This is a genomic window from Xanthomonas sp. NCPPB 4467 (genome assembly GCF_041475665.2).
Lineage (GTDB): Bacteria > Pseudomonadota > Gammaproteobacteria > Xanthomonadales > Xanthomonadaceae > Xanthomonas > Xanthomonas dyei.
In genome coordinates this window covers 189354-206870 of the sequence record NZ_CM191260.1, presented here as the reverse complement: position 1 = coordinate 206870, position 17517 = coordinate 189354, and the positions used below count along the sequence as shown (strand labels likewise).

11 protein-coding genes and 1 pseudogene are annotated in these 17517 nt (G+C 61.4%); 1 reads left to right on the top strand and 11 read right to left on the bottom strand.

The genetic code is table 11. The features are described 5' to 3' along the window. Nucleotides 1-41: 41 nt before the first annotated feature. The 11 genes and pseudogenes from ACCQ06_RS00825 to ACCQ06_RS00775 form a co-directional block, all read right to left on the bottom strand. Nucleotides 42-140 (bottom strand): annotated as a pseudogene (locus ACCQ06_RS00825) (IS5/IS1182 family transposase); the annotation flags it as partial. A gap of 127 nt (nucleotides 141-267) precedes the next feature. Further along, nucleotides 268-690, bottom strand: a complete 423-nt coding sequence (locus ACCQ06_RS00820; RefSeq protein WP_316689884.1) for a hypothetical protein — start codon at nucleotides 688-690, stop codon at nucleotides 268-270. Nucleotides 691-776: 86 nt separating this feature from the next. After that, nucleotides 777-2660, bottom strand: a complete 1884-nt coding sequence (locus tag ACCQ06_RS00815; protein WP_316689883.1) for an ATP-dependent nuclease — start codon at nucleotides 2658-2660, stop codon at nucleotides 777-779. An 85-nt stretch (nucleotides 2661-2745) separates the two neighbouring features. Beyond that, nucleotides 2746-2946, bottom strand: coding sequence for a KTSC domain-containing protein (locus ACCQ06_RS00810; protein WP_316689882.1), 201 nt, complete (start codon nucleotides 2944-2946; stop codon nucleotides 2746-2748). A gap of 53 nt (nucleotides 2947-2999) precedes the next feature. Beyond that, complete coding sequence (locus tag ACCQ06_RS00805) at nucleotides 3000-3383, bottom strand: hypothetical protein (RefSeq protein ID WP_316689881.1); 384 nt, start codon at nucleotides 3381-3383, stop codon at nucleotides 3000-3002. 60 nt (nucleotides 3384-3443) lie between these two features. Continuing rightward, nucleotides 3444-3653 (bottom strand): hypothetical protein, encoded by a 210-nt coding sequence (locus ACCQ06_RS00800; protein ID WP_316689880.1) that lies wholly within the window; start codon nucleotides 3651-3653, stop codon nucleotides 3444-3446. 187 nt (nucleotides 3654-3840) lie between these two features. Then, complete coding sequence (locus tag ACCQ06_RS00795; RefSeq protein ID WP_316692468.1) at nucleotides 3841-7686, bottom strand: LamG-like jellyroll fold domain-containing protein; 3846 nt, start codon at nucleotides 7684-7686, stop codon at nucleotides 3841-3843. A 207-nt stretch (nucleotides 7687-7893) separates the two neighbouring features. Next, on the bottom strand, nucleotides 7894-8922 hold the full coding sequence (gene pelA, locus ACCQ06_RS00790; protein ID WP_316689879.1) for a pectate lyase: 1029 nt from the start codon (nucleotides 8920-8922) through the stop codon (nucleotides 7894-7896). Further along, on the bottom strand, nucleotides 8922-9899 hold the full coding sequence (locus tag ACCQ06_RS00785) for a pectinesterase family protein (protein ID WP_104616027.1): 978 nt from the start codon (nucleotides 9897-9899) through the stop codon (nucleotides 8922-8924). Before ACCQ06_RS00785 ends, pelA begins: the two co-directional genes overlap by 1 nt. A gap of 13 nt (nucleotides 9900-9912) precedes the next feature. Further along, nucleotides 9913-13113, bottom strand: a complete 3201-nt coding sequence (locus ACCQ06_RS00780) for a TonB-dependent receptor (protein WP_316689878.1) — start codon at nucleotides 13111-13113, stop codon at nucleotides 9913-9915. 184 nt (nucleotides 13114-13297) lie between these two features. Beyond that, nucleotides 13298-16078 (bottom strand): TonB-dependent receptor, encoded by a 2781-nt coding sequence (locus ACCQ06_RS00775; protein WP_228324564.1) that lies wholly within the window; start codon nucleotides 16076-16078, stop codon nucleotides 13298-13300. A 285-nt stretch (nucleotides 16079-16363) separates the two neighbouring features. On the opposite strand from ACCQ06_RS00775, the gene ACCQ06_RS00770 reads away from it, so the two are divergent. Further along, on the top strand, nucleotides 16364-17386 hold the full coding sequence (locus ACCQ06_RS00770) for a PfkB family carbohydrate kinase (RefSeq protein ID WP_316689877.1): 1023 nt from the start codon (nucleotides 16364-16366) through the stop codon (nucleotides 17384-17386). Nucleotides 17387-17517 lie beyond the last annotated feature (131 nt).

The following is a 17517-nucleotide window of genomic DNA, read 5'->3' as shown; positions in this document are numbered from 1 at the left end:
GCTCCACCAAAACCTCAACCTGCTCCCGTTATTCTCCGATCCTTCCACGGCACCACCTGATCCATCTCGCACAGGAAAACCTCGCGCCGCATCTGCTTGAGCTTGACGCCGTGCTCCGCGTCGCCGAGAGTCAGCTGCATCGAAATCATCCCCTCGGTTAGTTGATCGATCGTTGCAGATCAGTCTAATTTGTCCCGATCTTCCTTAAATGAAGCTTCCCGCCGCTCTTGGTCAACGTCCTTCTTAAGAAAATCCTACCTTAGGATTTCATTTTTTACCTAGAATTCTTTCCTCTATTTCCTTGATCTCATCATCAAACCACACAGTAGTGACCCGACCATTCTCCGCGAGCGATGCATCTATTTGCGCCCTCTTAAGTTTTATACTTACAATTGCGTTAAGACGCTCAAGTTCAAGTATTTCTCTTTGCAATAGTAAATTTTTCGATTGCGCCACATCTGCCGTGGCAAGTCCTTTACGAGTCTCAGCAAGCTCAACCGACTGGAGATGCACTGCAATTGCTGCGGCACAAAGAGCAAGCCCGGTGAATATCGCATTTGATGCACCGAAAAGATCGCCTAGCACCCCCTTTTCGGGATTATTTTTAAGTAACCAGAAATTGGCGGTGAAAACCAATATTACAAATGCTGGAGCCAGCCAGTACAAAATAGGTACATTTAGACGCTTCATATAATTTACGTATCTATAGATAATTTTTTTAAATTCTAGAAGAAGTCCAGGATAACTTATAAATTCAACTTAGCCCTGTTTTTCGGTTATCGCACCTCCTTCACCCTGACTAAAATATTCGTCAGCATTTCCGGAACCATGCCTCCGGAACGAAGTGTTGCTGCTCGGTAAGCGAGCTGATTTTTTGAAAGATTTAGCCCTGTCTCTGCCTCGACGCTAATGCAAGCAGCTGCCCACTCCGGCCAACTAAAATGCAAAAATCCTTCGAGGTGATCTTCAAATATTGCGACCAAATCAGAGTTAACCGCATCAGGAAAATCCTCTTCAGGAAGTTGGAAGTAGCGCAGCAATTTACGGTTTTCTACTGCGTGATTTCTTCTTTCCTTATCTATGTCAATTTGACTTTTATTATTTTCTTTGGCTCGATCTTCAAATCCCTTATCGGCATCAAAAAGCGCATAAACTGGCACTCCAACTGATTTCAAAATCGCATGAGCAAGCGGAATCGATGCTTTACTACCGACAGAAACAATAGAAATTCCTGCTGCCTCAAGACTCCCGGGAAAGTTTCTATCCCCAATGCCGTAAAATACAGCTGATTCGGTTGTTCCCTCCACGAGAAATGCTCGATTCGCAAACAGAGCTATGGAAAGTTGATCAGCTACATTATGGTCAAGTCTGCGATCAACTACGCCACCATCTACTATGCCATCCAGCTTTTCTTTCACGCCCTCGATAGTAGCAAAATGAACCGTTACAACCGGCACCGCATCTGTCGATCTAGTCAGCCGCCTGACTTGGTGGAAATAGCGCGCTTCTAAAAAGTAAGGACTATGCGTCGCGTAGGCTACCTGAATGCGCTTAGTCGAATCGTCTGCAAGCGATCTTAATACCTTTGCAAAAGTCTGTGCCTGGATAGGATGCTGGAAGAGCTCTGGCTCCTCAATTGCCAGACATATCACTCCCTCGGCTGAGGCTGCACCCGACTGCGCCAAAAGTTGTAGAGCGGAGATCAGTAGCGTGCGTTGAAAGCCGTGTCCTTGACGTTCCACTGCTGTTTCCGTGGTGCCATCGAGTACTGCCACATCAAATGTTGTGCGGGGTGCCCTGAGTTCGACTTCAGCCGGACAAACAGTAATTGTCCGGCCTGGCGCATAAGTTGTAACGACTTCGTTGAGCTGCGTTGTGATAGCCCCAAGCTGCTCTCTGAATTTATCTTGATAGAACTGCTGCTGCTTCGCGCGCGCATCTGCGACGATTTCTGCTATCGCTTCATCAGCAGCAGTGCGATCAATCGAACGCTCAAGAATTCGCCCAATGATACTTGCCTTCCCGTCGATTGACTCTTCGCTTGCACGAAGGTCTGCTGTTACCAGAACGAAGTCGAAGAGTCCGCCCATCTTGCCGCCACTATTGAAGCCAAAGAAGTTGGTCTGCAATGCCTCGGGCGCATCCAAAAGCTGAGCGGTGTGGGCTGCCTCCCAAGTTGTCATCGCTTGATCGACAGCCTGGCCAGTATTTGCTGCTGGAAGCTCAAGCTCAGGACGCTCACGTCGGAGATTCGCGTACAGTTCCTTCTTGGCCGTGGCGCTGCTTGCTCCCTTAATTGGATTAAAATCAAGAAAACCTTTGGCATTGGCGGAAAGCACGTCGATACAATCAGGCGATCGGCGCTTCCACGCAGTGAACGAAGTAACGCCGTCTGGCGCATACTTCCCGAGCGCCTCCCTATCTTTTTCCGTGAGGTCTTCGAAGGTAACTTGAACCTCAATGTCTTCGTCAGCTGCTCCAAAGGAGCAATCATTCGCTGTCAGCGAACCAGGCTTGCCATTGAAGAACCAGTCGAGCGCTCGGAGTACGGTGGACTTGCCAGTACCGTTTGGTCCAATCAAAGTCGTTACGCAATCAAAAGGAATCGTTACGTTTTTTAACGCACGGAAATTTTTGATGCCAACGGATCGGATCTTCATTTCGGACTGTTATCCCTGGTAAATTACGTCATCTTCTTACTTAACCATTGACAAAATCCACTTCCCGACTTTCGAAATTATTTAATCAGCATTGGTATCGATCCCGAATGTGTTCATTGTAGTAGCGACCTTTAGAATTTGCGATGAAAAGCCCTTGGAATATATGTGCTGGCACACCACAGAAGTCGTACGTATCTCCCTGCACAAACTGGATCTTCATACGTAGAGTAGCCGGGTCGTAGCCAATGGCGCTGATGGCTGACGAGGTGACACGAATCATATTCATCGATTTTCCTAGTACTTGAATTGAGTGGCACCACGTCGTGGCAGCTGTTCGAATCAATTGTCGGTACTAAGCTTCGTCATCTTGCGACGGCGAGCCAAGAGCAAGCGGAACATCAGAAGCATCGGAAACGCAAGTACAGCGACTCGCAGCTGAGGCGTCGGTATCACACCCTCTTTCGGCCAAAATGAAAGCCAGATCGCGAGTGCCGCGAGGCAGCACAGTGTCAGCATCAGCAATCGCTTGGCTGCGCGGATAGAAAACGGCGTTGCTAGCGCAGGCGCGGCCACCAAGAGAAATCCGATACCGCTGATCAGGGTACCGGTTTCACCCTCGCGCACTTTTCCAGCCAAAACCAGCGCTATCAGCAGTGCGCCTGCAGCCGCGAGCATGACACCGGCGAGGCCAGCCAGCAGTTTCAGGAGTTTTTGATAGCGCATTCTTCGCGTCCTAGTTCTTGCATTACGCTGCACTTCCGAGTGGCGTTGGCTTGAGGCCTGCTAGGACTTGTGACGCCGATAGTGGTTGTTGGTACTTGTGCTGCGGTAGCTGCCACCCTTATGCGAGGCGCCGTGGCCTGCGCTGTAGTGACCGCCGTGACTGGTGGTGTGGTGCGTGCCGGCGGCCCTGACGCGCGCTTGCGCTGTTGGGGTAAACACACCGAGTGCGGCCACAATCAGTGCCACGATGCTCCATGCCTTGCTCAACATTGTTTCTTCCCCCTGAAGAAATGTGTGGCTTTGCGGCTGCGTTACATGCTGCGTGTTTTGATCCTCGCCGAGTTTTTGGATTGCGTCAATGCGCTTGCGCGAGTGATCGTTGGCTTTATCGGCTTTGCCCTCATCCGCCCTTCGGGCACCTTCTCCCGCGTGCGGGAGAAGGGATTGGTGTGTTGGTTTATGGGCTGTGTTTTGTCGTTGGTGCTGTGGTTGGGGTTGGTAGAGGCAGCGTATTGTTGAGGTCGGTAATCTCTGCGACGTTGCCATCGGTGATGACGCGTAGTTGTGCGGCTTTTAGATTTGTCGCGTTGGGCAGCGGCAGGCGTACCTGCGTGGTGATTGGCTGCAGATCGCGTGGTGCTGCGAGCGCCTGGAACGCGGCTCTTGCCAGCTCCTTCCCACGCCCATCCGCCAACACCACAAACCCGGCCGGCGCATCCGCGTGGCCGAGGCTGTGCACGGTCACTTCGATGGCGTCTGCAGTCATGCGTACGTCGCCGTGGCCGATGCCCAGGTCCGGGCGCAGTTCGACCGGGGTGGTGGCTGCGATGCGTTCGAGCTGCAGGACGGTGGTGCGGGCTGCGGGGAAGTCGATGTCGATGGCCGCGCTTTTTTCGAACGCCACTTCGCGCGTTTTGGCTGGGCTGTCGAGCTTGCCGTCGCCATCGCGGTCCACGCCTTGGGTGACGCGCCATTGGCCTGGGGCGACGTTCCAGCCGGTCATGCTGGCACGCTGAGGTTTACTGGAGGTGTTGTAGGCGATGACGGTGAAGCGGTCTTGCTGCGGTGCGGGGATGGCGATGGCCACTTGCGTGGCGGCCTCTGGATCGGCGAAGCGCCAGCTGACGGTGTGGCCGGGATAAGTCTGATTACGTTTGAGGGCGACGCCGCCCAGGCGGGCGCGTTGCAGGTTGACGGTGGGGGATTCGACGCGGTCGCTCCACCAGTGGCCTTCGGTGTTCATGTAGAAGTTTTGCAGTTTCTCTCTTGCCTCGCTGCGGTAAATGGCGGCGAGATAATCGAGGTTGCCGGTTTGCTCCCAGGCAACAAAGTGCGGGAAGTCCGGGGCGCTGCCGTCGTCTTTATTTGCTGCATCCAGTAGCTTGCCGCTCCAGTCGCTGCGTTTGCCCATGACGTCTAGGAAGTTTTCGTTGAGCAGCGAGAGGCCATTGGGGCCGCTGTTGGCGACGCGGTAGTTGATCGGTTTGAGATAACGCTCGTCGCCGGTGAAGCGGTAGGCGGCCCAGAAGGTGTGCAAGGTGTCGGCGCCGCCGCTGCCTTCGAACAGTTCGCCGCCGCGGGTTTTGCCGGTTTGCCAGTTGATCTCGTTGGGCAGGGCCCAGTTGCCCTTGGCATTGGTGTAGGCATGGGCGAGATAGCCGTCTGCCAGGCCGGTGACGATGCGGCGGCTGTTGGGGTCGGCATTAAAGCCGCCCAGGATGATGGCCGGGTGCACGATGGGGAAGGAATACGGCTTTTGCCATTGCCAGTTGGGCTCGCGGTAGACCTTGCGGCCGCCGAACCAGTTGCTGGCGAACAACAGGTGGCCTTGCGGGTTGACCTGGATGATGGTGTCGAAGGCTTTCACCGTTTCCATCAGGCGCTCGACGGTGCGCGGGTCGCCCCAGTTGAGATACAGCAGGGCGCTGTTGAGGTTGATGCCCTCCTCGTAGGAATGCAGCTCGTCGGTTTCGATGGTGGACAGGCCGTTGGTGAACATGCCGTCGCGGTAGTTGGCATCGGACAGCGCCAGCATGGAGGCGTTGAGGATGTCCGGGTCCACGCCCATCAGGGCGACGCCGGGCCACTGCTGCACCAGGTCCGAGTCGTCGGAGATGCCGCCGCCGAAATCGCCGTAGGCCACCTGGCGCTGGTCGATCCACCAGTGGATGTAGCGGCGGGTAGCGCTGAGGTCTTGCAGCTGCCAGAACGCCCAGGCCGGCACGCCCTTGGGCACTGCCGGCATCTCGACAGGCAGCGTGCCCTGGTTGGCATAGCTGATGTCGTTCCAGTACTGGCGACCGAGGGCGTGGTCCGGGTCGGCGCGCAGCAGGTCGGTGATGTCGGCGTCCAGCCGCTTGTAGAGCAGTTGGCGCTTGGAAGTGGTGTGTTCTTCGACCAAGAAGCCCCAGTTGTCCTTGACCTGATTGAAGCGGTCGGCGACGTGCTCGGTGATGGCCTCGGCGCGTGGTTTGAACACCAGCTGCAACTGGGTGCCGTCGAGTGCGTTGGCATCGAAGCCGTGCGCGGCGGCGGCGATGCTGAGCATCAGGCTGTCGTTGCTCAGGATGCGGTCGCGCAGGTCCAGCCACAGCGTGCGCGGCTGGCCGGGGGTGACCGCGACCGAGACATCGATCATGTCGCGTGCGGGCCAGATGGGGTCTTTGATGCGGATGTTGAGCGGGATGCTGCCGTTGTGGGTGGCCGGCAGGTTCAGCGCCGGCAGGGTGATGGCGATGCCGTCCAGGCCGTCGTGCATGTTTTCCCAGCCGTACGACCAGCTGCGCATCAGCGCCTGGTCCGGCGGCGGGTCGCCCAGGCTGGACGGCACCAGGATGTGCACGATGGGGTGCTGCGCGCCTGCAACGGTCTTGTCGCTGGGGCGCTTGCGGGCCGGTGCCTTGGTGGGCAACGCGATAACGGTCTGCCGCTCGCTCAAGGGGTAGCGGCCGGCGATGTAGTCGCGCAGCGAGGCGAGGTTGTCGTAGTCGGGCTGGATGTCGCTGCGCACGGTGTAGCTGAGTTGCGCGCTGCCTTTGGGCACCTCGCCCGGTTGCACGTTGTAGGCCCAGATTTCCTGGATAGGGGTTTCCTGCGCGGTGTTGGCAAAGCGCAGCGTGCCGCCACGGCGCGGCGCGAACTGGTCCACGCTGCGCACCACCCCTTGCTTGCGCTCGAACAGCGGCTGCGCTGGGGCGTTGGGCGCGGCATAGCTGGCCTGGCCGTAGGCGGCGCCGCGCAGCTCGATGCGGTTGACCGGCTCGTCCGGCAGGGTGAGGTCCAGCGCCTTGCCGCCTTCGACGTAGGTGTTCCAGTCGGGCAGTTGGAAATAGTCGTTGCGCCCCGGCAGACGCGAGCGGTTGTAGACGCCGGGCCAGGTGGTTTCGGCGATGCCGTCGGTGGCCTTCCACATCCATTGCTTGAGGTCGCGCGCGTCGGTGAATTCCACCTTGCGGATGCTGGTGACCGGTGCGTCCAGCACGGGCGGTGCATGGCCGTTGTCCCAACCGAAGCGATGCAGGAAGGCGGCGCTCTGCGCGGCCTGGGTGGGCGGCTCGGCGGTGCTGGGCTCTTGCAGGCGCGCCAGTGCGGCGGCACCGTTGGCATCGAGCATGCGGTCGTAGATGCGGATCTCATCGAAATCGCTGCCGCGCAAAAAGTTGTAGCGGCTTTGCACCTGATGCGGCGACATGACGCGGCCGGCGAGGCCGAATTGGTCGAGTGCGGCATCAAAGTCGAGCGCACCGCCGTTGGCGCAGGGCGCACCGCACTCCACGCGTGCGGCCTCTTTGCCGTCCACGTACAGGCGCACGCCGCGGGTTTCGTCCCAGGCGAAGGCGATGTGGGTCCAGTCGCTGGCAGCGGGATTTTTATCCAGCTTGAAGGAGACGCGGGTGCGCACAAGGTTGGCATCGGTGACGAAGGCATCGAAGCCGTGGCCATTCCAGTCGATGCGCAGCCAGGCCATGTCCCAGCTGGTGTGGTCGGCGTAGCCGACGCGGAAGATCACGAAGGGCGCTTCGCCCACCGGGTAACGCGAGCGCCAGAAGAAACTCAGCGTGCCGCGCTGGGTGTAGAGGTTGCCGGGCGCGTTCCACGACAGCACGCCGTCGTCGGCCCATTCGATGGCATTGCCGCGTTTGCCGGTGGGCACCAGCGCGATCTTGTCGCGGAAGTTGGGCACGCGATCGCCGCGGGCCACATCGGCCTCCAGGCTGCGATCGGCCGAGACCCGGAACAGCAACTCCGGAGCCGTGGAAGTGGCCGCACTTGCCGGCAGCGCGATCAGACACAACACACCCATCCAAACCTTCAGCACACGCACCTCGTCTGTTTCAAAACCACTGCCGCACCGCATGGGCGACAGACACTGCAACGTGGCACCGCAACGCGGCACGCGGCGCATGCTTGGCGGCGAGCACGCGGGCCGGCACGTACGAGAGTACATGCCGTGCCTGCGTGCTGCGCGCGCCAGCGTGCGCCGCGTGCGGAGTTGCGATCGCTGCGTCCACTACAGCCCGTTTGCGGCCTTCCACTTGGGAATCTCGTCCTTCAACAACTTGTCCGGCCAGGTGCCATGCCAGGCATAGCCCACGCGGCGTTCGTTGGGCACCTGCATGTAGTCGGTCAAGGCCTTGCCGTCGCGGTTGGCATACAGGGGGCGTTGATTCTGCAGGTCGTAGAAGCGTGACCATAACGAGGCACCGGGTTGCGCGACCAAGATCACGTCCTTGCCGGTTTCCTGGTTGGGGTCGTCGATTTTCTTGGTGGCCAGATCGCGCATGCGGTGGGTGTCGAACCAGACACCGGCCGATTGCACGGCGGTCTTGATCTTGGCCGACGGGTTGGGCTGGCGCATCAAGAACCGCACGATGCTCACCGACTCGCTGGACGACAACGAGGCCAGCTCGTACGCGCGTGCCTTGGCCGGCTTGAGCGTGACCTCGTCGTACTGCGCGCCCCACACGGTGAGCGTGCTGCCGATCTTGACCTGGGTGGCGAGCACGCATTCCAGGCCTTTGGTCACCGCCTGCACTGCGCGTGCGCCGTGGCTGCTGCGCAATTGCGCGCCGGTGTCGCCCTTGCCCTCGCCGATGTCCTGCAGCAGGTTCAGCACGCGCACCATCGCATCGTCGTTGTAGGTGATCTGATGGTGGTAGGACGACAGGTCCGGATAGAACTGCGGCCAGCCGCCGTTGGCGTACTGCGCCTTGAGCAGATAGTCCACGCCACGGCGTGCGGCAGCGATGTACTTGGCGTTCTTTTCGTTCTTGAAGGCGGTGGACAGGTACGTGATTTCGTACGTGGTGGCCTTGTTGTCGATGGTGGCGTCGTCCTTGCGCCCGGGCTGTTGCAGCTCGGCGATTTCGGCGGCGGTAAAGGTGCGCGTGTAGTCCACCGCCACGCCCTTGTACTGCTTGGACCAACCACCGGAGGCGGTCTGCAGCAGCAACATGTTGTCGGCGATCTTGTCGGCCATGGCCGACAGCGGAGCCAGCAGCAACGCGGTCGTGAATGCGAGTGTCGATAAGCGCATCATCAGAACGGCCTCCAGCTGCCCAGGATGGTGTTGCGGTCCAGCGCGGCGGCCTGCGCAGCGGTGAGTTGGCGCGACCACTTCACGCGGCGCGACGGGTTGGCGCCGTTGCCGCTGCTCTGGTATTCGCTGTAGCGGGCAGTGGCCTCGTTGGCGGTGTTGCCCCAGTTGTTCCAGCCTTCGGGCAGGATGTGTGCGCCGAGCTGGCTGCTGATGAAGCTGACGCTGGCATACGGCCGCCACGGGCGCCCGAGGTGCACGCGCGACACACCGCTGGCCGCGGTGACGCGGGCATTGCGGAACACGAAGCCGCGCGCGCTTTCCTGCGGGGTGGAGGCGGCAGTGAGATAGCCATCGCCCAGCGAATGCAGTTGCACGTTTTCGAACAGCGCGGTGCCGGCGCCGAACACGAAGTCCACGGTGCCTTCGACGTAGCAGTCGAGGAAATACGACAGCTTGGCGCCGCGCAGGTACAGCGTGTCCTGGTAACCGAGGAAGCGCACGTTGCGGAACGCAGCGCGATCGCCATCCACACGCACCGCCACTGCCTGCCCGACCGGGCCGGCGTGATTGCCCAAGGCGAGTTTTTCGGCGGTGAAGTCGTTGCCGGCGATGATGACGCTGGACGAGCCGGAGGTGCCGTATTCGGTGCCGGTGGCCGGATTGATGCGCGAGGCGTAGTTGTCGTAGGTGATGATGGTCTGGGTGGGGCCGGCGCCGATGAGCTTGAGCGCCGGTGCGTTGGACGGCACTACGATCAGTTCCTGGTAGGTGCCCGCGCCGATGTTGATTTGCGCGCGTTTGCCGCCCTGTACGGCGGCGTCGATGGCGGCCTGTACGGTGCGGTAGCCGGCGCTGCCCTGCTTGGCCACGGTGTAGACGGGGTCGGCGGCCAGGGCCAGCGTGCTGCAGAGCGACAGCCCCGCCAGCATGGCGGTGGCGGCGAGGTTGCGTAACACGATCCTGCGATGCAATTGCATTGCTGTGCTCCTGTTAGAACTTGTAGCGCGCGCCGACGTAGTACTGGCGTCCGGTGACGGTGTATTTGTCCGGCAGTTCCAGCGTGGAATCGACGTAGCGACGGTCGGGGGTGTCGAGCAGGTTGATCGCCTCGAAGGTCAGCGATAGGTGATCGTTGAGCTTGTAGGACATGTTGAAATCGACGTTTTCAACGCTGTATTTGCCGGTGACATCGGCGGTGACCAGACGCTTGCCGTCCAGGTCGTAGACGTCCTCCTGGGCGAGGATGTTGTTGATGTAGCCATCGCGATAACTGGTGGACACGCGCGCACTGAAGCGGCCGTCGTCGTAATAGACAGTGGCGTTGTAGGAGTGTGGCGAGAGATTGAGCAGGTCGCGCTCGGTGGTGGTGGTGGTGATGCTGGTATTGCTGTTGCCGGCGGTGCTGAACAGGTAATTGATCGTGGAATCGACCTGGGTGTAGTTGAGCTGCACGCCGAAGTTGCGCCAGAAGCCGGGCAGGAAATCGAAGGCCTGCTGATACGTCAGCTCGAAGCCCTTGAGCGGGCCGCCGGGCGTGTTGAAGTAGCTCTGCACATTGAAGATGGTGTCCGGGGTGAAGCCTGCGGGCAGCAGATCCAGCGAGTAGCCCATCGCTTCCCAGGTGGTGAGCACGCGGGTGCGCTGCACGTAACTCTGGATGTCCTTGTAGAACACCGCCGCCGACAGCAGCGAGCCTTCGCGGAAATACCATTCGGCGCTGAGGTCGTAGTTGGTGGAGCGGAACGGGTCGAGCTTGGGATTGCCCAGATTGATCGAGAAAAAGCGCCCGTCATCGAAGAACTGGGTGGGGCCGCCGCTGACGCTGGGCGACAGGTAGGCCAGCGTGGGGCGTGCCATGGTCTTGGCCGCACCGAAGCGCAGCACGACCTCATCGCTGACGTCCCATGACAGGTTCAACGACGGCAACACATCGCGGTAGTTGTGATTGACGGTGGTGGGCACCAGCAGGCGCTCGCCGGGGTTGGCGGTGGCGCTGGCCACGCCGAAGAACGACTCGCAGTTGGGCGAGATGGCACCGGATGCGGTGGCCGTGCACGGTGCATAGCCGCTGGCGGCGATCTGCGTCTGCACGTAGCGCACGCCCAGGTTGCCGCGCAGCGCGCGACCCCACAGGTCGGTATTGAAATCCAGCTGCAGATACGTGCCCAGGCTCTTTTCGTTGACCGCGAAATTGTTGTTGGACGAGCCGAAATGGCCGACATCGGCCAGGCGGTAATCGCCACCGGGCACGCCGGTATCGCAGTTGCAATTGATGTTGAGCAGGTCGGCGACTTTCTGGAAATCCGGAATGACCCAGGTGGTGGGAAAATTGCCGTTCAAGCTGCGGCCGAAGCCATCCAGATTGGTGCTCAGCTCGTTGACACCCACACCTGCGGGCAAGGCCTGCGCCAGGCGGCCGTAGGAGATGTGCCGCGACTCCGACGTGTCCATGTCGTAGTTCTTGTAGGCCAGCCCGGTGCGAAAGGTGAAGGTGGAATTGATGTTGAATTCCAGATCCAGCTTGGCGGTATCGAAGGTGTTGCTGACCGACTGCGGGTTGAGCCGCACTTCGCTGATGTTGGTGCCGCGCGCGGTGCCGTTGCTGTTGACCGGCACCGCGCCGTAGCCCAGCCATTGCCAGTTGTTGGTATTGCCCGCATCGAACGGGAACGTCATGCTGGGGTAGTCGCCGCCGTTACGCCGGTCGAGCACGAAGCCGTCGAGGTTGGTGTTGTCGAAGCTGACCAGCGAAAACACCGGGCGCTCGTAATCGGAGGTCGAGTGGCCCACCAATGCGTTGAGGCGCACCTGGTCGTTGAAGCGGTGCGCCAGGTCCAGGTTGAACTGCTTGAACTCGGTGGATTCTTCGATGGTGCTGGATTCGGTGCGGAAATCGACGTTGTCGAACACGCCGTAGGTGAGGCGGTTCTGCTCGTCCACCTGCGCTTCGCGCACCGCAATCTGGGTCTTGCCGCCGAAGTTGGCAGTGCGGTGCAGGTTGGCGCCAACCGAATCTTCGCGCTGGTCCTTGTCCAACTTGGAGTACAGCAGGTCGACATTGAGCAGCGTGTCGTCGCTGAATTTGAATTGCAGTGCGCCAGTAACACCGAGCCGCTTGATCTCGTGATCGGTGCGGATATAGCGCGGGTAACGCGGAATCCACGCATCGGTGGCCGTTTCGTAAGCCTGGATGTTTTCCGGCGTGTTGGCCGGGCGCGGGATGCCGGTGCCGCAGGTGGTGGCGCTGATGCCGTAACTGCCCCAGCCGTTGTTGCGGTCCTGGTTGGCCTGCGAACCCACGCCGGCGCGCGTTTCATTCGACAACGGGTTGCGCGGGGTTTGCGGGTTGTAGCCCACTGGCGAGCAGAACCCGTAGGTGCCGTTGTTGGTGGCGGTGCTCTGGTTGGAGTTGCGGTAGTTGCCGTGCTCCCAGCGCACCGGGTTGTAGCCTTCTTCGCGCAGATGGCGCTCGCTGTAGGACACCGACATCAACGCGCCGACGCGACCATCGGCCCAGATGTTGCTGATCAGGCCGGAGAAGCGCGGGTCTTTTTCGCGCGAGAGATCGTTGTAGCCGTATTGCGTGGACGCGGCGGCTTCGAAGCCGTCGAAGTCGAACGGGCGCGAGCCACGCAAATCGACGGTGGCACCCAATGAGCCTTCGTCCATCTGCGCCGACTGGGTCTTGCTGATGGTGACGCGGCTGAACAACTCGGAGGCAAAGGTATTGAAGTCGAAACCACGGCTACGGTTGACGCCATCGCTGCCGCTGCCGGCGGTGGCCAGCGCTTCCAGCCCGTTGATGCGCACGCGGGTGAAATCCGAGCCCAGGCCGCGCACGGAGATCTGCTTGCCCTCGCCGCCTTCGCGGTCGATGGAGACACCGGCGATGCGCTGCATCGATTCGGCCAGATTCAGATCGGGAAACTTGCCGATATCTTCGGCATAGATCGCATCCACCTGCTCCACGCTGTAACGCTTGGCGTCCAGCGATTGCTGCAGGCTTTCGCGGTAGGTGGCCTTGACCTGCACCCGGTCCAGATCCACCGGATCGGTGGGCGTGGTGGGCGAACCGACGGTTTGCGCGGCAGCGCCGACACCGTGCAAGGCCAGCACAATGGCCACCGACAGACGCGCGACGGACAGGCGGGCGCCTGCCGCGTGGGCAGGACGACACGAACGGGCTTGCATGATGCGGCTCTCTCCCTGGCACTGGCTGCAAAGACGCGCTCAGCCCCCCAAGGCCATCGGCGTCGCACGAAACATCCCGCCCACCGCGTTGCATGCGCGCCCGAAAAACCGGGCGCAGGACGTCATCGCGATCAGGCGTTGGAATCAGGCCCGCTGCGCGTGTGCGCAGCGGGCGGACACGCTTTTAGAACTTGTAGCGGGCGCCGAGCAGGAACTGGCGACCGGTTTCACCGTATTGCAGCGGCAACTGGCCGGTGCGCGGCGAGGACACCCACTCGTCGGAGGCTTCGTTGGTGAGATTGATGCCTTCCAGGCTCAACTCCAGCTGCTTGCTGATCTTGTAGCGCAGCGAGGCGTCGATCATGGTGGTGCCGGTCATGCCGTGCACGCCATCGACGTTGAAGCCGGCTTCCGAACCCGGTGCCTGGGTCAGGTAGTCGTCGCGGTTGGTGGCCGACACGCGCCCTGCGAAGGATTCGCCTTCGTAGAACAAGGTGGCATTCCACGACGAGCGCGACAGCCCGAGCAGATCGTTCTTCATCACCGGCGCGCCGCTGCTGGCCAGGTACTGGATCTGCGAATCGACCCAGGTGTAGTTGAGCTGCACGCCCAGGTTGGCCCACTTGCCCGGCAGGAAGGTGAAGGGCTGGGTGTAGTTGGCTTCCACGCCCTTCAATTCGCCGCCCGGGGTATTGAGCGGGATGCTGAAGGCGAAGTCGTCGTTGACGGTGGCGCCGGTGCCGGCCAGCAATTCGGCCGGCAGGCCGCTGCTGGAGTACGGGCGCACTTCGCGCGCGGTCTGGATGAAGCTTTCGATGTCCTTGTAGAACAGGCCGACACCGACCATGGCGCCTTCGTTGAAGTACCACTCCAGGCCGAGGTCGACGTTGGTGGCTTCGATCGGGTCCAGATCCGGGTTGCCGCCGGCCACGGTGCGCGAGCCGCCGGCCACCGCCACGGTGACGCCGGGGGTGAGGCTGCCCAGGCCGGGACGGCTCATGACCTTGGCCGCACCCAGGCGCAGCAGCAGGTCGGGCATCAGCTCGGCAACCAGGTTGAACGAGGGCAGCGTGTTGTTGTATTTGCGGCCCACGGTGGTCAGCGCCGGTGCGTTGTTGATCAACGCATAGCCGGTGGACTCCTGCTCGGTACGCACGTAACGCACGCCGAAGTTACCTGACAGCGGGATGGACCCCAGGTCGGTGGAGAACTCGCCCATCAACCACACGCCGCGGTCCTTTTCTTCGACGCTGCGGCTGTTGTTGACGCGCGGGGCCACTGCAAAGGTGCCGCTGTTGCTGTAGATGCCGAACTGATCGGCCACCGCATCCAGGTTGGGCACGACCCAGGCATTGGGGCTGCCGTTGATGCCCTTGAGCCCGGCCTGTTCGGTCAGGTCTGCCGGCACGATGGTGGTGCCGTTGGCGAAGGTGGGCACGGACAGCTCGTTGGCGCGGCGCAGTTCGACGGTGCTGAAGGTGTAGTTCTTGGCCAGCACGCCGCCCTTGAGACGGAAGCCGGGGCTGATGTTCCAGTTGAAGTCGATCTGCCCGGTGTCGAAGTCGTTATCCACCGACTGCGGGCGCAAACGGATTTCGGCCAGCTCCCAGCCATTGGGATTGGTCGGGTCGATCCCGTAGTTCAGCACCGGCGCGCGGTTGTTGCCGCGGTAGTCGTAGCTGTACCCGTCGACGTCGTACTTGTCCATGATGATGGTGGTCTGGATCGGGTTCTCGTGCGCAGAGCGCGAGGTACCGACCCGGGCATTGACGCTGAAGGCATCGTTGAAACGATGCTCCATGTCGAAGCTGATCTGCTTGAACTCGGTGTTCCACTCGTCGTGGCGGTTTTCGGTACGGATGTCGACGTTGTCGAATTCGCCGTAGACCAGCGCGTTGTTGCGGATCTCGCCGTTGCGCACGATGGTGGCCGGCTTGCCGTCGCGCACTGCACGACGCGGGGTGAGCCCGTCGCGGTTGCGGCTGAAGGAGATCGCTTCGATGTAGTGCTCGTCGCGCTTGGCGTCGATCTTGGAATACAGCATGTCCAGCGACAGCGTGGTGCGGTCGGACGGCTTCCACTGCAGCGAGCCGGTGATGCCCAGGCGCTGCTGGTCGTGGATCTGCTGGGTGTAGCGCGGGAAACGCGGGTGGTAGACATCGGCCGAGCGCGCGGCGGCGAACGGCGAGGTGGCGCTGAAACCGCCGTTGCTGGGGCCATTGGCCCAGCGGCCGGTGTTGGAACCTTCTTCCAGCACTTCGCGCTCGGTGTAGGCCACCGACAGCAAGGCGCCGAAGGTGTTGTCGGCCCAGGTATTGGCGATCAAGCCGGCCACCCGCGGGTTGGCCTTTTCGGCCATCGCGTTGTAAGCGGCCTGGGTGCTGGCAGCGAAGGTGAAGCCGTTGTAGTCGAACGGACGCGCGGTGCGCAGGTCGACGGTGGCGCCCAACGAGCCTTCTTCCACGTCGGCCGAGGCGGTCTTGCGCGCGATCAGCTGCGAGAACAGATCCGAGGCGAACACGTTGAAGTCGAAGCCGCGGCCGCGGTTGGTGCCACCGCTCTGGTCGCCGGCGCCCACGGTGGTGAGCGCTTCCATGCCGTTGATGCGCACGCGGGTGAACTCCGGGCCCAGACCACGCACCGAAATGGCGCGGCCTTCGCCGGCCTCACGGGTGATCACCACGCCGGGGATGCGCTGCAGCGACTCGGCCAGGTTGAGGTCGGGGAACTTGCCGATGTCTTCAGCGACAATCGCATCGACCACGCCGGCTTCGCCGCGCTTGATGTCCAGGGCTTTTTCCACCGAGGCGCGATAGCCGGTCACCGTGACGGTGTCCAGGTCCACGGCCGGTTCTGCAGGCGCTTGGGTGGTTTCTTGTGCTGCCAGGTGGCCGCTCAGCGCCAGGCCGATCGATAACGCCAGCAAGGTAACCGGTGTCTTCCGGTTGGTGGTCCGAAATTGCATGTCCTCCCCTCCCAAGGGTCCATGAACAATGTGAAATGCGGGGGTGTGAGCGGCAATGACACCGCTGGTCAAAACGACGTTACCAGCTGAATCGTCGTTCAACATCTTGCAGCGCAGCAGAAATGGGCAGTGAATTCGCCTAAATGGGGCACAAGCCGTCACGCCGTGTCGCATAGTGGGGCTCGTCGGCGCTCTTGCGGGAAGGCTAGAATGACACCGATGGTCATCGTAACGCGCCACCGGTCCCCCGCCCCGTGACGCACCACACAGCCGAGGTACTGCCGCATGAGTCGAGCCCGCATCCTGTGTTTTGGAGAGTTGTTGCTGCGTCTGGGGGCGCCTGGTCATGAGCTGCTGTTGCAGCAGCCGCGACTGGACGTGCATTGCGGTGGTGCAGAAGCCAACGTCGGCGTGTCGCTGGCGCATTTCGGCCACGACGTGGCCATGGTCAGCACCGTGGCCGACAACCCGCTGGGCGCCGCGGTACTCGGCGAGCTGCGCCGGCACGAGGTCGATACCCGCCATGTGCGGCGGGTGGACGGCCGCATGGGCCTGTACTTTTTGACCACCGGCGCGATCCATCGCCCCAGCGAAGTGGTCTACGACCGCGCCGATTCGGCGTTTGCGCTGGCGTCCGCCGATGCCTACGACTGGCCGGCCCTGCTTGAGGGTGCGCAATGGCTGCATCTGTCCGGGGTGAGCCCGGCGCTGGGCGCCGAGGTGGCGCAGGCCACACTGGCGGCAGCGCGCGCCGCGCGGGCGGCCGGCGTCAAGGTGTCGTTCGACGGCAACTACCGGCCCAAGTTGTGGCAGCGCTGGCAGGGCGATGCGCGCGGCATCCTGCATCAGCTGTTCGACTGCGCCGATGTGGTGTTTGCCGACTACCGCGATATCGGTGTGGTGCTCGGTGGCGAGTTCCCGCAGGACACGCTGGAAGCGCGCGTGGAAGCAGCCGCGCAGCAGGCGTTTGCCGCATTCCCGCAGCTGCAGTTGATGGCCTGCACGCAGCGCGTCGCGCATCACGTGGACCACCACAGCCTGGGCGCGATGCTGGTGCCGCGCGAGGGCGCGGTGGCGCGCGCGCCCAGCGAAGAACTCACCCCCATCATCGACCGCATCGGCGGTGGCGATGCGTTTGCCGCCGGCGTGCTGCACGGCCTGATCGCAGGCTGGTCGTTGGACGACACGGTGCGCTTCGGCCTGGCTGCCGGTTGTTTGAAGCACTCGATTCCAGGCGATTTCAATCCGCTCTCGGTGGCCGATGTGCAGGCCTGTGTGGGCGATGCGCGGTTCGATGTGAAGCGGTGAATCGGGAGTGGGGAATGGGGAATGGGGAATGGGGAATGGGGAATCGTAAGAGCTGAAGCTGGTCGCCTCATCGGTTGAAACGCTGCAGCGCATGAAGCGCGCCGCGGTGCGAACCGACCAGGAGCGACTAA

What these genes read in the sequence shown, in the direction of transcription:
- ACCQ06_RS00775 (WP_228324564.1), bottom strand. Translation starts at nt 16,078, where the DNA reads ATGCAATTTCGGACCACCAACCGGAAGACACCGGTTACCTTGCTGGCG.
- pelA (WP_316689879.1), bottom strand. Translation starts at nt 8,922, where the DNA reads ATGATGCGCTTATCGACACTCGCATTCACGACCGCGTTGCTGCTGGCT.
- ACCQ06_RS00795 (WP_316692468.1), bottom strand. Translation starts at nt 7,686, where the DNA reads ATGGGTGTGTTGTGTCTGATCGCGCTGCCGGCAAGTGCGGCCACTTCC.
- ACCQ06_RS00820 (WP_316689884.1), bottom strand. Translation starts at nt 690, where the DNA reads ATGAAGCGTCTAAATGTACCTATTTTGTACTGGCTGGCTCCAGCATTT.
- ACCQ06_RS00805 (WP_316689881.1), bottom strand. Translation starts at nt 3,383, where the DNA reads ATGCGCTATCAAAAACTCCTGAAACTGCTGGCTGGCCTCGCCGGTGTC.
- ACCQ06_RS00785 (WP_104616027.1), bottom strand. Translation starts at nt 9,899, where the DNA reads ATGCAATTGCATCGCAGGATCGTGTTACGCAACCTCGCCGCCACCGCC.
- ACCQ06_RS00770 (WP_316689877.1), top strand. Translation starts at nt 16,364, where the DNA reads ATGAGTCGAGCCCGCATCCTGTGTTTTGGAGAGTTGTTGCTGCGTCTG.
- ACCQ06_RS00815 (WP_316689883.1), bottom strand. Translation starts at nt 2,660, where the DNA reads ATGAAGATCCGATCCGTTGGCATCAAAAATTTCCGTGCGTTAAAAAAC.
- ACCQ06_RS00800 (WP_316689880.1), bottom strand. Translation starts at nt 3,653, where the DNA reads ATGTTGAGCAAGGCATGGAGCATCGTGGCACTGATTGTGGCCGCACTC.
- ACCQ06_RS00780 (WP_316689878.1), bottom strand. Translation starts at nt 13,113, where the DNA reads ATGCAAGCCCGTTCGTGTCGTCCTGCCCACGCGGCAGGCGCCCGCCTG.
- ACCQ06_RS00810 (WP_316689882.1), bottom strand. Translation starts at nt 2,946, where the DNA reads ATGAATATGATTCGTGTCACCTCGTCAGCCATCAGCGCCATTGGCTAC.